The sequence below is a fragment of the Desulfobacter latus genome (assembly GCF_013389365.1).
In the GTDB taxonomy this organism is placed as follows: domain Bacteria; phylum Desulfobacterota; class Desulfobacteria; order Desulfobacterales; family Desulfobacteraceae; genus Desulfobacter; species Desulfobacter latus.
The window spans coordinates 1-14,281 of record NZ_JACADJ010000085.1 but is presented as its reverse complement, the minus strand read 5'-3'; the positions used below and the strand labels follow the sequence as shown (position 1 = coordinate 14,281).

Sequence of the window (14,281 nt, the reverse complement as noted above, 5' to 3'; positions counted from 1 at the left end):
TTCAGGAACTTCTTTTAACTACTTGAACTTCTCTTGTCCCGTATGTCGGACATAAGTTCTGCTTATAGCTTAAGGTTTTACACACTCAGCTTTTTGAGTGCAACCGCCAACACCTTTTCAAAGAGCTAAATAATATATTAGCACTTATATAGTAACTATTCAAATATTATTTTATTACTTTAACATTACGCTGTAACTGAATTAGGCGTATGGGTTTTGTTATAATTACCTTTATTTTCGTCTTATTTTTGTATAAGTATACCTTTATTTTTGTTAATCTCAGAGTATAGGAATTTCCAGCACCCAGCACCCAGCACCCAGCACCTAACACCTAACAGCCCGCCCAAAGGGCGCTAATTTATTAAGCAAATATGAGGTTAATATGATCAATAGAGATAGATTAAGTACCTTGAAGTCCTGGTTTTTCAGAGAAAAAAGAAAGCCGTTGTTGATCCGGGGTGCCCGTCAGGTGGGGAAAACCACCCTGGTGAGGATGTTCTGCGACCAGGAAAATATACGTCTGGTAGAGATCAATTGTGAAAAACCGTTCGTCTTTATGTCCCTGGTTGAAAAGCTTGACCCCAAAGTTGTGGTCCAGGCCATGGAATTTGAGTTCAACGTTTCCATCGATCATGCAGACAGCCTTATTTTTTTTGATGAAGTCCAGAATTCGCCGTCCGTTCTAAAGCTGCTGCGGTATTTTTACGAAGAACTTCCGCAGTACAGGGTTATTGCCACTGGTTCACTTCTGGAATTTGTTCTGGATGAACCCGAGTTTTCCATACCTGTGGGGCGTCTGGAGTTGATGTACCTTAATCCCCTTTCCTTTGAGGAGTTCTTAAATGCGGCCGGGGAAATTAAAGCCCTTGATATGATACAAACATTTTCCCTTGGGGAGGAGATTGCCCAGCCGTTTCATTTGACGTTGACCCGGTTGCTGAGACGATATGCCGCTGTGGGCGGTATGCCGGAAGTGGTTCAGGCCCATATCAAGGGAGCCGGAATCAAGGAGTTGGAACGGACCAAATATGCCATTCTGGATACCTTGAAGCTGGATTTCCATAAATACACCAGAAAGACCAATCCAAAACTTTTGACAATTATATTAGATGCACTGCCGCTGCATGTCGGCAAAAAATTGAAATATACCGGGATTGACCGGTCGTATAAATCCAATGAGATGGCCATAGCCCTCCACCAGCTCTGTCTTGCGAAGGTGGTGTTTAAGGTGTTCAATTCAGGTTGTAACGGTGTGCCCCTGGGGGCGGAGAAAAAGGAACGGTTTTTCAAATGCTTCATGTTGGATATCGGTTTGATTCATACACAGTTGCAGTTGAACCCCTTTGAAACCAGTGAAGCAGAGGAATTTAATCTTATCAACAACGGGGCTCTGGCAGAACAATTGATCGCCCAGCAGCTCATGGCACAATACCCGGACTATATGTCCCCGGAACTGTATTACTGGGCAAGAGAAAAAAAGGCTTCATCCGCTGAAGTGGATTTTGTCATTGCCGATGACCGTCGGCGGATAATACCTGTGGAGGTTAAGGCCGGAAGCACCGGGAGCTTGCGCTCCCTTCAAATTATGATGGTTGAAAAAAAACTTGACTGTGCTGTCCGGTTCAATTCCATGTCTCCTTCCATATTCCACGAAGACAGGCAAACCTTGAAAGGCCGGTCCAGGTTTACACTTTATTCCTTTCCCCATTATCTTTCGGGTCAGGTGATGCGGTTGCTCAACGGTTGACTGAAATGTGATTCGGAATGGCGATGGATTGAAGAATAGAAGACGATGGGTGATCCCGGTGCGAAACAATCAGCACTTGTCAGGCAGGCTCAAAATGGCTATCGGGTTCTGTCTATAGGTAGTGTTTTATTTTTTATTTTTTATCTGCCCTGGTTTTTTTTAATAAAGGCATCTATACTGTAGGTTTGAAATTTTAAATTAGCGCCCTTTGGGCGGGCTGTTAGGTGCTGGGTGCTGGGTACTGGGTACTGGAAATTCCTATACTATTAAATTATACTCTTGTAGCTGAAAGGATGAAAGAGGTCAACTACCCCTCGGCTAAAGACCGAGGGGCTTGAAAAAGCCCCAAAGTTGACCAGTCTAAGTGCTTTGAGCACTACGTTAGATCGGAAACAGGCACCCTGGGGTACTCGCCAGCTCCAGGTTCTACGGCAAGTGGTTAAACAGGTTTAAGGGGTTAAGCCGGTGCTGCTTGCGCCAAACCCGGTCATAACATTGACGAGGCAAACATTACCTTGGAAACAAGAGGATTTTTAAATTGAACGTATTTGTTCTGGATACAAACAAAAAATCGCAGAATCCGGTACATCCGGCAAAGGCAAGATTGCTTTTAACAGAAGGGAAAGCCGCAGTTTTCAGACAGTTCCCCTTCACAATCATTTTGAAAGAGACCGTCTTGGACGTGGCATCAAACCCATTGCGGATCAAGATTGATCCGGGCAGTAAAGACACCGGAATTGCCGTGATTAACGACGATACCGGAGAAATTGTTTTTGCCATGGAACTGAGACATCGAGGCCAACAGATCAAAAATAATCTGGAATCAAGACGAGCCATCAGAAGATCCCGGAGAAACCGGAAAACGCGATACCGGAAGCCGCGCTTTGATAACCGGACCAGGGCGGAAGGATGGCTGCCGCCTTCATTAAAAAGCCGGGTTTACAATATCGAAACCTGGGTCAACCGGTTGTGCCGGTTTTGCAATATTCAGGCAATTTCAATGGAGTTGGTTCGGTTTGACATGCAGAAAATACAGAATCCTGAAATATCCGGTGTCGCGTATCAGCAGGGGGAACTCATGGGGTATGAGGTACGGGAATACCTTCTAGAAAAATGGGACAGAACGTGTGCCTATTGCGGAAAAACAGATATTCCATTGGAGATTGAACATATCGTGCCGAAATCGAAAGGCGGTTCCAACAGAGTCAGCAATCTGACACTGGCCTGTACGGCGTGCAACAGAAAGAAGGGTAATAAGTCGCTCGAACACTTCCTTTCAAGGAAACCGCGACTGTTGAAACGAATTCAAAAGCAATCCAAAGTGCCGCTCAAGGATGCGGGTGCCGTCAACACGACCCGATGGGACTTGTTCCGTACCTTGAAAAAAACCGGACTGCCGGTTGAAACCGGCTCCGGCGGTCTGACAAAATTCAACCGGACGACCAGGGGACTTCACAAAACGCATTGGCTCGATGCCGCCTGTGTTGGGAAAAGCACACCTGAAAAGATATTTCAGATCGACAAAACCGTGTTGATTGTAAAGGCAGACGGTCATGGCTCAAGACAGATGTGCAGGGTAAACAAGTTCGGATTCCCCCGGACAACAGCAAAGTCAACTGAGAAAAAAGTCAAAGGGTTTCAGACGGGCGACATCGTCAAGGCGGTTGTCAATTCCGGTAAAAAGGTCGGAACGTACATCGGGCGTGTCGCTGTCAGAAAAAGCGGATCATTTAACATTAAAACAGTGGACAAAACAGTACAGGGCATTAGCTGGAAATATTGCAGACTGCTTCATGCATCTGACGGTTATTCCTACAATACGACGTGCTAAGGTCCGGTGCATGGACTACTAAATTATTATAAGGAGGGCGGCAATTCCTCCCCTGAGCTAAAGACTCAGGGGTTTCCTTGCCGCATTTTATGAAAGAGATGAAAAAAGTCGGGATAGTTGGCTGGCGGGGCATGGTGGGTTCCGTGCTTATGGAAAGAATGTCTGCACAGAATGATTTTCAAAAATTTACGCCGTTTTTTTTCACTACGTCCCAGGCCGGACAAAACGGCCCGGATGTGGGGCAGGGGACTTCGAAACTCATTGACGCGTTTGATATTGACACGCTCATGGACATGGATATTGTGGTGACCTGTCAGGGGGGGGCTTACACTGAAGCCGTGCGTCCCAAACTGGCCGAGCGCGGCTGGGGCGGGTACTGGATTGATGCGGCATCCACCTTAAGGATGGATGACCAAAGTATTATTGTGCTGGATCCGGTCAATCTACCGGTCATTGAAACGGCCATATCCAAAGGAATTAAAAATTTTGTCGGCGGCAACTGCACGGTATCGTTAATGCTGATGGCCCTGGGCGGGCTTTTTGAAAATGACTGGGTGGAATGGCTGACCTCCATGACCTATCAGGCGGCTTCCGGGGCCGGTGCCAAAAACATGAGAGAGCTTGTGGCCCAGATGAGAGCCATTGGTGACAAGGCCGCCCCGATTCTGGATGATCCTGCCGCAGCAATTCTTGATCTTGATCGAACGGTTACCGATACCTTGCGATCCGATGCCTATCCCGTTGATAACTGGGGCGTTCCCCTGGGGGCCAGCCTGATTCCCTGGATTGACCGGGCCATGGACAATGGCCAGACCCGGGAGGAGTGGAAAGGGTTTGTGGAAACCAATAAAATTCTGGGCCGTTCGGACAATCCCATCCCCATTGACGGCCAGTGCGTTCGCATCGGGTCCATGCGCTGTCATTCCCAGGCCTTCACTATCAAGTTGAAAAAAAATATCCCTTTAGACGAGATCAATGCCGCCCTGGCTGCCAATAATGACTGGGTGCGGGTAATCCCCAACAACAAAGAAAATGCCATAAAAGAACTGACCCCCGCCGCAGTCACAGGCACCCTGAACGTACCTGTGGGTAGAATCCGGAAAATGAATATCGGTGAAAATTTTCTCACGGCATTTTCCGTGGGGGATCAGTTGCTCTGGGGCGCAGCCGAACCTTTGCGGCGAATTTTAAATATTATGCTTTAAAGTTCATCAAAGTGCGACAGATAGGTGTCTCCGGTTTTGATGTAATAGATATTTTCCGAAATATTGGTGACATGGTCCCCGATGCGCTCCAGACAGCGGCCGATGAAGATATAACCGGTAAAGGCGTCTGCACTATCTTCGCACTTTTCTGCTTCCCTTTTCAGGGTGTTCATGAACCTGACAAATTGTCTATCTACATCATTGTCTTTTTGCCACACGGCCACTGCGGCAAGTTCATCCAGGCGGTCAAAGGCATCCAGCACACTGTTAATCATGGTCCGGCACTCCCGGGCCATGTCAATGACATAATCCGTGGATAGCGTAAAGGGGGTGCCTTCCAGACGAAGAACCCGTTTGGAAATATTGGCGGCATAGTCTGCGATCCGTTCAAATTCCGAAGCGATTTTAATCACGCAGATAATGTATCTTAAATCCCCTGCCACGGGCTGACGCTTGGCCAGGACCGATATGGTGTCCGTTTCGACTTTCCGGTGAAGTTCGTTGACCTGCCGATCGGCCTTGATCACTTCATCGGCAAGCCGCTTGTCTGTAATTTTAAATGCCTTGATAGCCTTTGCCAGCTGCCATTCACATAATTTGCCCATGGCATGAATCTGTGCACCAAGATTATTGATTTCCCGGTCATAGGATGTTGAGGTATGACGTTCCATAAAATGGAGATCTCTCTTTTTATAAAAAAATGCAGATTCACACCTTCTTCCACAACGCATAAAAATGGTGGACCGGTCCGTGCCCCGAGCCGGTTTGGATATCCGCCCCGGCCTTTAATGCTTCGGTGATATAGGTTTTGGCTTCGGCAACGGCTGTTTTCAGGTCCAATCCCCGGGCAAGGCCTGCGGCAATGGCCGATGACAGGGTACACCCGGTACCGTGGCTGTTTTTTGTGTTCACACGATCCGCCGTATAGCGGGTTGTCTGTCCGGAGGCGGCTTCATAGAGCAGGTCAATGCCCGGTCCCGAAGCCAGGTGCCCACCTTTGATCAGCACATTGGCGGATCCAAGATCTGCCAGGGCCGCGGCAGCGCCGTCCATTTTATCCGGGCTATCTATGGTCCTGCCTAAAAGCACCGAGGCCTCGGGCAGATTCGGGGTCATCACCGAGGCCAGGGGCAGCAGGTGTTTTTTCAGTGCGTCCACGGCATCATCCTGCAGCAGGTTGTCGCCGGATTTGGAGATCATCACCGGATCCAGCACCACATTGGGGCATTGCCATTGTTTGAGTTTTCCGGCCACCATCTCAATAACTTCAGGGGCGTGCAGCATGCCGATTTTTACGGCATTGGTGCCGATATCCGACATCACGGCATCAATCTGTTCCCCGATGAATGCCGGGGAAACAGGAAAAATACCGGTGACACTGTGGGTGTTCTGGGCCGTGAGTGCGGTGATGGCGGACATGCCGAATACCCCTAGCGCACTGAAGGTTTTCAAGTCTGCCTGGATACCGGCCCCGCCACCGCTGTCAGACCCTGCGATGGTTAATGCACGATAGTATGTTTTCATAGAATGCGGCAAGGAAACCCCTGAGGCTTTAGCTCAGGGGAGGAAATGCCGCCCTCCCTTTGTCTTGTTTTCTATCAAAATTAAATGTATTAGTTTATATGAAAGTCGTGAGTTTTGAGTGGTGAGCAGTGAGATTTAAAACAAGCTGTTTTTCTCATAACTCACCACTCAACACTCATGTCTTTCATTGTTTGTTGTGTCCGTCAGGTCATGGCCGTTCTTTGAAAAGTACAGTAGCACTGCGTTTTTACCGTGTCAAATCCTGAACGAACAAAAACAGGACAACCAATAACTTGAGAGTATAGGAATTCCCAGCACCCAGTACCCAGTACCCAGTACCCAGCACCCAACAACCCGCCCAAAGGGCGCTAATTTAATAGTAGTTAATTATGATTAATGAGTTACAGGACCTTCATGACTTTCTTTCTCGGGTGCCGTTGTTTTCATCTGTGCCCGCGGATCAGATCCGGGAAATTGCCGGGTTGTTTACAACGAAATTTTATTATAAGGGCGATGTTATCTGCCGCCAGGGTGAGCCTGGAGATGCCATGTATGTGATTCGTTCGGGCATGGTTTCGGTGTTCAAGCAAGCGGATGGAAAAAGGGTTTTTGTCAGCGATTTGAAACGGGGAAATTTTTTTGGTGAAATGTCCCTGCTTTCCGGGGCGCATAGAAACTCAACGGTAGAAGCTTCGCTGGATGTGACCGTGTTTTGTCTGACCCGTGAGAATTTTGAGGTTCTGATCAAAACCAATAAAAGCATTGGATTGTATCTGAGCCGTTTTTATGCCAAACGCATGAGTTTTGAGGTCGAAGACGGTGGGTCTCAGGCCATGACACCGACATTTTACGCTGTTTCGGCCACAGGTCCGGAGCTGGGGGTGTCCCATTTTTTATATTCCGTTTCCTTTCACATTTCTGATGAATCACATAAACGGGTGGTGGTGATTGAGCCTCATCTTGAACCTGACAAAATCATGCAGAAATATAACCTGACTCGAATGGAATGCCCGGACCCGGGACTTTTCAGATTCCTGCCTCCGGATAGTTATAACGCCGCAGATATTAACTGGTATGGACATTTGTCGGGTTTTCATGTTTTGCAACTGCGAACCGGCTTTTCCGACAGGGTGTCTGAGATTCTGCCGGTTCTGATGACCGGTCTGAAAGAATCTTATGATGTGGTGTTTTTCAATCTGACCCATTGCCTTAATGATATGGAACAGCTGTTTGTCCGGTTGTGTGACCGGACGCTTTTACTTATTCACAATACAAAAGAAAAACTCCGAGACGTTCGCTCCCGGCTTTCAACGCTTGAAGACATTTGCGGAACCAGCGCGTTTTTAGGAAGAATCCGGGTGGGGGTCAGTCATTTATACGGGGAAAAAGGGATGCCCCGGCAGGAACTGAAGCAGCGTCTGGGGCTTTCTGAGACACCGGGCATCTGGGTGGACCGCTCGGTGTTGGCGATTAACGACCGGATCGATACGGATAAATGTTTTCCCGTACGGGGGCCAAGGGCTGTTGCCCGCGAAATTGCCGGTATCCGCTTGGGGCTTGCGCTGGGTGCCGGTGGTGCAAGGGGGTGGGCCCATATCGGCGTGCTTAAAGTGTTGGAGGATGCTGGTATCCATATTGATATGATTTCAGGCAGCAGCATGGGGGCGCTTGTTGGCGCAATTTATGCGGCGACCGCCTCAGTTGAAAGATTAAAGCAGTCTACCATCGACCTGTTTTTAACCCGGGCCGACACCCGCAGGAAAATTTTTGACTATACCCTGCCCAAAAAAGGCTTACTCAAGGGTGAAAAGGCGGCTCAGCTTGTACGAACGGCAGTCAATAATGCGGACTTTCTGGATTTAATGATTCCGACCTACCTGGTGGGCGTAGATATTTTGAACGAAGAGGAAGTGATTTTTGAAACCGGGGATGTTACGGATGCTGTCCGTTCCAGTATTGCAATTCCTGCTGTTTTTTCTCCCTTTAAATACCAGGGCCGGTGGATGGTGGACGGCGGGCTTCTGAATCCGGTGCCTGTGGATGTCCTGCTTCGAAAGGGCGCAGACATGGTTATTGCCGTATGCATTGAATCAAAGCCTTTTCAGGCTAAAACACGAGAGAACGACCCCGGCATTAAACAGATTATTTCCCAGACCATCAGCATTGTCCATGGTAAGGCCGCCAGTGATTTTGTAAAAAACGCAAACCTTGTACTTTACCCGGATGTGGGCGCTTATGCCTGGGATGATTTTCACCAGGGCATTGCCCTGATGCGCCAAGGTATGGAAGAATGCTTTCAACGGCTGCCGGATATTCAAAAAATGATCGCTGAAAAACAGGGGCAACGCCATTGATATAAGTAGCTTTAAGAAAAGGAAAAGTCCATGTCATCAGATAACAATGAGACCGTTTCCGGTCGGCTGGGTACGTTTGCCGGTGTTTTTACGCCAAGTATTTTGACCATTCTCGGGATCATTCTTTTCCTGCGTTTGGACTATGTGGTGGGCGCCGGCGGGCTTGGAAATGCGCTGATTATTATTGCCGTGGCTAATCTGATTTCCGTGTTGACCAGCTTTTCTCTGGCCGCCATTGCCACCAATATGAAGATTGGCGGCGGCGGTGACTATTACCTGATTTCCAGAACCCTTGGCATAGAGTTCGGCGGGGCCATCGGCATTGTGCTGTTTTTAGCCCAGTCCGTGTCCATTGCCTTTTACTGCATTGGGTTCGGAGAAGCCCTGGCCGCCATCCTCGGCCTGACCGGTCATGTGACGATACAGCTTATTGCAGGTACGGCATTGCTCTTTCTTTTTGTGTTGGCATGGATCGGCGCGGATCTGGCCACTAAGTTTCAGTATGGGGTCATGGTGTTTTTGACCTTGGCGCTTCTATCCTTTTACATTGGCGGTATCCGGCAGTGGAATACCGGACTTTTGATGGAGAACTGGGGTGCTGGAGAAGGCTCGGCGCCTTTCTGGATTCTTTTTGCCTTGTTTTTTCCGGCGGTGACCGGCTTTACCCAGGGGGTGAGCATGTCCGGCGATCTTGAAGATCCGGGCAAAAGCCTGCCCACAGGGACCTTTGCCGCCGTTTTTCTATCCATTCTGGTCTATATTTCCGTGGCTGTGGTGTTTGCCGCTGCCACACCGCTGAAAATCCTGGCCGGTGACTACGGGGCCATGAAACAGATTTCCATGTATGGCTGGCTGATCAATGCCGGTGTTGTTGCCGCCACCCTGTCTTCAGCCATGGCCTCGTTTCTTGGGGCGCCCAGGATTTTAAAGTCCCTGGCTGCGGATAAAATATTTCCGTTTCTTAATCCCTTTGCCAAAGGCTATGGTCCGTCCGACAATCCCCGCCGGGGGGTGCTGCTCTCATTTGGCATCGCTGTGGCCACCATTTCCATGGGCCGGCTGAACCTGATTGCAGGGGTGGTCTCCATGTTTTTTTTAATTTCCTACGGGTTGCTCAATTATGCCACTTATTTTGAGGCGTCTGCCGAGAGCCCGTCTTTCAGGCCCCGGTTCCGGTGGTACAACAAAAAGATCAGTCTTGTGGGTGCGTTGACCTGCCTGGGCGTGATGCTGGCCATTGATTTTCGAACAGGGATTGCTGCCGTGGCCATCCTGTTTGCTATTTTTCAGTATCTCAAACGGGTCTCCGGCCCGGCAAGATGGGCGGACAGCCGGCGTTCTTACTATCTTAAACTGGTCAGGGACAATCTGATCGATGCACAAAAGGTTCCCGAACATTCAAGGGACTGGCGACCCTATGTGCTTGTGTTGTCCAATGACGAAGAACATACAAAGCAGTTACTGGCGTTTTCCGCTCTGATCGAGGGAAAAAGCGGCATGACAACAGCTGTACGGATTCTCCAGGCACGGGGATACCGTGCTGTAAAACTTAAGGCAGAGGCGGAAAAGGATCTGGCCCGGATTATTTCCGAGAAGGAAAGTTCAGCATTTTCCCTTGTACTCGTTTCGGAGTATACGGCCAACGGCTTATCCGTGCTGTGTCAAAGCTTTGGAATCGGGCCGATAAAGGCCAATACCTTGCTCATGAGCCGGCATGAGCAGTCTGTCAATGATGATGACCCTGTGCCGTTCCTCAATTACCGGGAGTTGATCCGGCCGGCTGTTCAGTCCGGGTGCAATATCATTCTCTGGGACCCGAAGGATCTGCCTGAAACCGCCGAGGACTGTGGCAAACAAAGAACCATTGATGTCTGGTGGAAGGATGACGACACCAGCCGGCTCATGCTTCTTCTTGCCTATCTGATCACAAGGGACGGTCCCTGGGAAGGAGCCAAAATCAGGCTTTTAGCCTGTTATCTGGACCGGGACAACGCGCAGATCATACAGATGCTTTCCGATACCCTGGATGAGTTTCGTATTCAGGCCGAACCCAAGGTTGTTCTTGGAATCAATGAAACGGTGTTTTTAAACACATCCGGGCAGGCAGACCTGGTTTTTATCCCTGTCGCCTTAAAAAAGGATAATAACCTGATGTTTGGGGATCTTCCGGTCGAACAGCTTTTGCCACGCCTGAAAACGGTGGCCATGGTCATGGCAGCCCAGAAAATTGAACTGGATTCAACCCCGGAAGAGGGCAGGGCAGGTGAAATGGCCCTTTTGTTTGATGAACTCAAGCATGCGGAAAAAAGGGTGGCGGCCGCAAAGAAAAAAGCCCTGCAGGCGGCGAAATCCGCCACGGATTTTATCAAAAATGCCGATGACATGCCGCTTAATGATCCGGACCTGTTAACGCATCTCAAAGAAACGCTTGCATTGCAGGAGAAATCCGAAGAAGCCGATAAAAAGGTGCTTAAAGAACAAGCCAAGCTGATGGAGATCTCCCAGCGGGCCAGGGATGAGGGGCTTGCTGTGGATGACGAAGAACAGTAATTTTTTTCATCATAATTGCATTAATTTTGCTGGTTATTTCTGTCAGGGCTCTGCGTTTTTTCCGCAGACCACCAGGATCTGGGCAAAGATTAAACCTTTTTGCAATACAGCGGTTGATTCTTTGATTAATTGTTCTATTTTTTTTAAAGTAAAGCCAAGAGGAAAACATGGACAAGAATCAGGTATTAATACGTCTTAAACAATTTAAAATCCATACTGCGCCTAAATTTGGGGTGGTAAAAATGGGAATATTCGGTTCTGTTGCAAGGGGCACCTCCAATCTCGGCAGTGATATTGATGTGGTCGTTAAATTAAACCGGCAAAATTTAATCAACACCATCGGACTCAGGCAGAGTTTAGAGGACTTTTTCGGTGTTCCGGTTGATGTTGTTAATTATACGGAAAACTTAAGCCCTTTGTTGAAAAAACGTATTAACAAAGATGTGATTTATGTATGATGAAGAAATCGTTCTTGATCTGTTAGGAAAAATGGCAGAATTGACAGAGCGTATTCGTGCGCGATTTAAAGAGGTTGTATCTGTTTCTGAGTTGACGGATTCTTGTGCCGGAGTAGAAAAATTAGATTTGCTGTTGATGCCGCTTATTGTCATTGGTGAATTGGTCACAAAAATTGATCATATTACAAAACAGGCTTTGTTCGAAAAATATCCGCAAATTCCATGGCGTGAAATTAAAGGGCTGAGGAATGTTGTGGCCCACAATTATTATGAGGTAAATGCTGAAGAAATATTTGATACCTGTAAAAATGATATTCCAAAACTGGCAGAAACTATCAAACAAATAATTTCAGATTTCCAATGACTTTTCTTCGTTTATTTTTAGGGTCACCTAATTTATATTTCTCAAATAATATTAATATCAGCAATGTTCGGTGAAAATTCTGGATCTAACATTGCCATTTGTCGACGAATATTTGATCGTAAATCGATAGCAGGCTGTAGGCAGAATTTCTCAAAATTTGTCAATGTCACGGTGTCCAAATTGGGAAATAATAACTTGAGATAGCCACAAGCCAGACGTTGGACGGCCCGGGTGTCTCGCAGATCCCCATGGGATTGCATGTGATCTTTGATAAAAGTCATGTGTTCCTGGCTTGCTCTAAGGGCGTATAACACCTCGCCGAAGTAATCTGCTCGTAAGGCAAAAGACTGACATAGCGATGTCGATTGTATCCTGGGAAGCTCCCAGCCCGGCACCAAAGCGTGAAAACGGTCAAGAAGTGCTGTGGCCCCATGGCCGGTCAGCCACCTCGGTAGTTCGGTAAAACAATTTTCATCTCGTGGTCGTCCATCAACTATAGGGATATTGCCTAGGATAACAAATCCGGCATCAGAGGAAGCATGGAAGCCCATGACCCGGTATTCTCCTGATTCCAGATATCCTTTTAAGGCACCAACGATCTCGCCTTCGTTGCTCAACTTAATTGTTTGGATTTCATCTAGAATTACGGCATTAAAATTTGAAATAATACCAGCCTGCTGACGGCTCATATCGTAAAAAAGCTGGGCACGGGTAACTACTCCACCACTCACAAGCCATGCATGGCGGGATAATTGGCTATAGATATATGATTTCCCAGTTCCTTTTGGGGCAAGCTCCATGATGTTAACACGGGGCTCAATAAGAGGTAGCAGCCGACTTAAAATTAATAGCTTCTGTCTGGTTGAGTATTTACGCTCGTCATACCCCATAGTCCGGGACAACAATGCTAACCATTCTGCCAGGTCAAATTCTTTTCGTTTCGCTAAGAAGTATCCCAGGTCAATGCTTGCCGCCTGCATGGGATTAAAATTCGTCATAACAACATCATACATACCTTCTCCTGGGACGGCATCCAGGTTAAAGTGCCACTTCCCCAAACATTGCCCATCAGCAACAAAGGATTAGCATCGACTATGGAATCAAGGACAAGCCCGTTGAGGTCAAGACAGGGGATTCTAAGTTGCAGTGTTCCTTTGGTTGGGTGAACTTTTACGCTGAATGAATCCAGAATTTTCAGTGGAGTACCGTTACGCAAATCATACATCAAGGTCTCTTTTTGCTTTTTGTCCGGCAGGTATTTTGCGACAAATTTTTGCATACCATCGCTGTTAATACTACCTGAACCATCGCTATAGCGGCTGACCAACCAGTCAGAAACAAAGGCTGGAATGGTACGCCCTGTAAGCCCAGCTTTTGCTGCCAATCCTTTGTGGACACATACGTCCGGAAATAAGCCGGCTATTTTTCGGTCAAGATATTCCTGATTAATTTCATTTTTAGATATCGAAGTCATCATCAAAATCCGTAGACATAGCACCTTTGGTCGGCACTTTTATTGTTAAGGTCTTTTCATCTTCTCCAGCCATACTCTTAATGCGATAACTAATATAAAAATCGATATTACTTTCGCCTATGGCAGAAGCATTGAATGTGGTGTGAAGTTTATAGGTATTATTTTTGCCAATCGTAAGTGGCAGGCTTGAGTTGGTCTTTATTCCAGTCACTTCCATTTCAAAAATTGTTACGGTATAATTGTTAGGGTTAAATATGTTTAACGCAACATCATTCTCAGTGCGTTTGCGAAAGATCTCTCCCTCAAATGAAAAACTAAGCGGCTCAATAGCTTCAGGCTTTTTGTCACTGAATACATGATCGTTCATGACCATCAACGATGGCTTCAGTGTCAATTTCTGCCGGTCGATGACAAAAGTCACAGACTAACAGATCTTCATCCCAGGACTCTGGACGAGCTGCTGCCGTTAAACAAGGGTTCATAAAACCTCCTTCATAAAGATTTAAAATTTAATGATGTAGGATAATTGAATGAAACTAAAACCGTACGAATCCATGGCTGGTGCCATAGAAAAGTACGGTTTTTAGTTCCGGGGAGAATCTGCAACACTATTCAATGTTTAGATTAAATGATTATATCTCTATGAACAATGGTTCGGACAAATTTAGGCGCTAATAGCACCGTAGTTTATCAGTTCCTCGTATTGAGGCGTATTTTTTATCAAGATAGGGTCCAAATCTAAGTGTGAAATAAATCGGTCCAGTAGGTTTTCAT

General features: G+C 47.3%; 12 protein-coding genes. 7 read left to right on the top strand and 5 right to left on the bottom strand.

From position 1 onward, the window contains the following. Positions 1-382 precede the first annotated feature (382 nt). The 3 genes from HXW94_RS16595 to asd all read left to right on the top strand — a co-directional run bounded on the left by HXW94_RS16595 (position 383) and on the right by asd (position 4,783). Complete coding sequence (locus tag HXW94_RS16595) at positions 383-1,747, top strand: ATP-binding protein (protein ID WP_178368019.1); 1,365 nt, start codon at positions 383-385, stop codon at positions 1,745-1,747. 538 nt (positions 1,748-2,285) lie between these two features. Continuing rightward, a complete protein-coding gene (gene iscB, locus HXW94_RS16590; protein ID WP_178368018.1) occupies positions 2,286-3,578 on the top strand; it encodes an RNA-guided endonuclease IscB in 1,293 nt (430 codons plus the stop codon). Positions 3,579-3,676: 98 nt separating this feature from the next. After that, positions 3,677-4,783, top strand: a complete 1,107-nt coding sequence (asd, locus tag HXW94_RS16585; RefSeq protein ID WP_178368021.1) for an aspartate-semialdehyde dehydrogenase — start codon at positions 3,677-3,679, stop codon at positions 4,781-4,783. Here the strand turns inward: asd and phoU are convergent. Both phoU and thiD read right to left on the bottom strand, forming a co-directional pair. Next, a complete protein-coding gene (gene phoU / locus HXW94_RS16580; protein ID WP_178368017.1) occupies positions 4,780-5,454 on the bottom strand; it encodes a phosphate signaling complex protein PhoU in 675 nt (224 codons plus the stop codon). The genes asd and phoU overlap by 4 nt on opposite strands. A 37-nt stretch (positions 5,455-5,491) precedes the next feature. Next, positions 5,492-6,307, bottom strand: coding sequence for a bifunctional hydroxymethylpyrimidine kinase/phosphomethylpyrimidine kinase (gene thiD, locus HXW94_RS16575; protein ID WP_178368020.1), 816 nt, complete (start codon positions 6,305-6,307; stop codon positions 5,492-5,494). A gap of 389 nt (positions 6,308-6,696) precedes the next feature. Here thiD and HXW94_RS16570 point away from each other — a divergent pair, with 389 nt between their 5' ends. The 4 genes from HXW94_RS16570 (at position 6,697) to HXW94_RS16555 (ending at position 12,033) form a co-directional block, all read left to right on the top strand. Continuing rightward, positions 6,697-8,661, top strand: a complete 1,965-nt coding sequence (locus HXW94_RS16570; protein WP_178368016.1) for a patatin-like phospholipase family protein — start codon at positions 6,697-6,699, stop codon at positions 8,659-8,661. 30 nt (positions 8,662-8,691) lie between these two features. After that, positions 8,692-11,211, top strand: a complete 2,520-nt coding sequence (locus HXW94_RS16565) for an amino acid permease (RefSeq protein ID WP_178368015.1) — start codon at positions 8,692-8,694, stop codon at positions 11,209-11,211. 167 nt (positions 11,212-11,378) lie between these two features. Further along, positions 11,379-11,669 carry a nucleotidyltransferase family protein gene (locus HXW94_RS16560; RefSeq protein ID WP_178368014.1) on the top strand — a complete coding sequence of 97 codons (291 nt, stop codon included), beginning with the start codon at positions 11,379-11,381 and terminating at the stop codon, positions 11,667-11,669. Then, positions 11,662-12,033, top strand: coding sequence for a HepT-like ribonuclease domain-containing protein (locus HXW94_RS16555; protein WP_178368013.1), 372 nt, complete (start codon positions 11,662-11,664; stop codon positions 12,031-12,033). Before HXW94_RS16560 ends, HXW94_RS16555 begins: the two co-directional genes overlap by 8 nt. A 41-nt stretch (positions 12,034-12,074) precedes the next feature. Here HXW94_RS16555 and HXW94_RS16550 read toward each other — a convergent pair whose 3' ends face one another. From HXW94_RS16550 to HXW94_RS16540, 3 genes are read right to left on the bottom strand one after another with little or no spacing between them, the layout of a single operon-like run. Beyond that, positions 12,075-13,046 carry a BREX system Lon protease-like protein BrxL gene (locus HXW94_RS16550; RefSeq protein ID WP_178368012.1) on the bottom strand — a complete coding sequence of 324 codons (972 nt, stop codon included), beginning with the start codon at positions 13,044-13,046 and terminating at the stop codon, positions 12,075-12,077. Further along, positions 13,028-13,510: an anti-phage BREX system Lon protease BrxL gene (locus HXW94_RS19935; protein ID WP_178368011.1), complete on the bottom strand. Its 483-nt coding sequence runs from the start codon at positions 13,508-13,510 to the stop codon at positions 13,028-13,030. The genes HXW94_RS16550 and HXW94_RS19935 overlap by 19 nt, the downstream gene beginning before the upstream one ends. Beyond that, positions 13,491-13,874 (bottom strand): hypothetical protein, encoded by a 384-nt coding sequence (locus tag HXW94_RS16540; RefSeq protein ID WP_178368010.1) that lies wholly within the window; start codon positions 13,872-13,874, stop codon positions 13,491-13,493. Before HXW94_RS16540 ends, HXW94_RS19935 begins: the two co-directional genes overlap by 20 nt. Between the last annotated feature and the right edge of the window lie 407 nt (positions 13,875-14,281).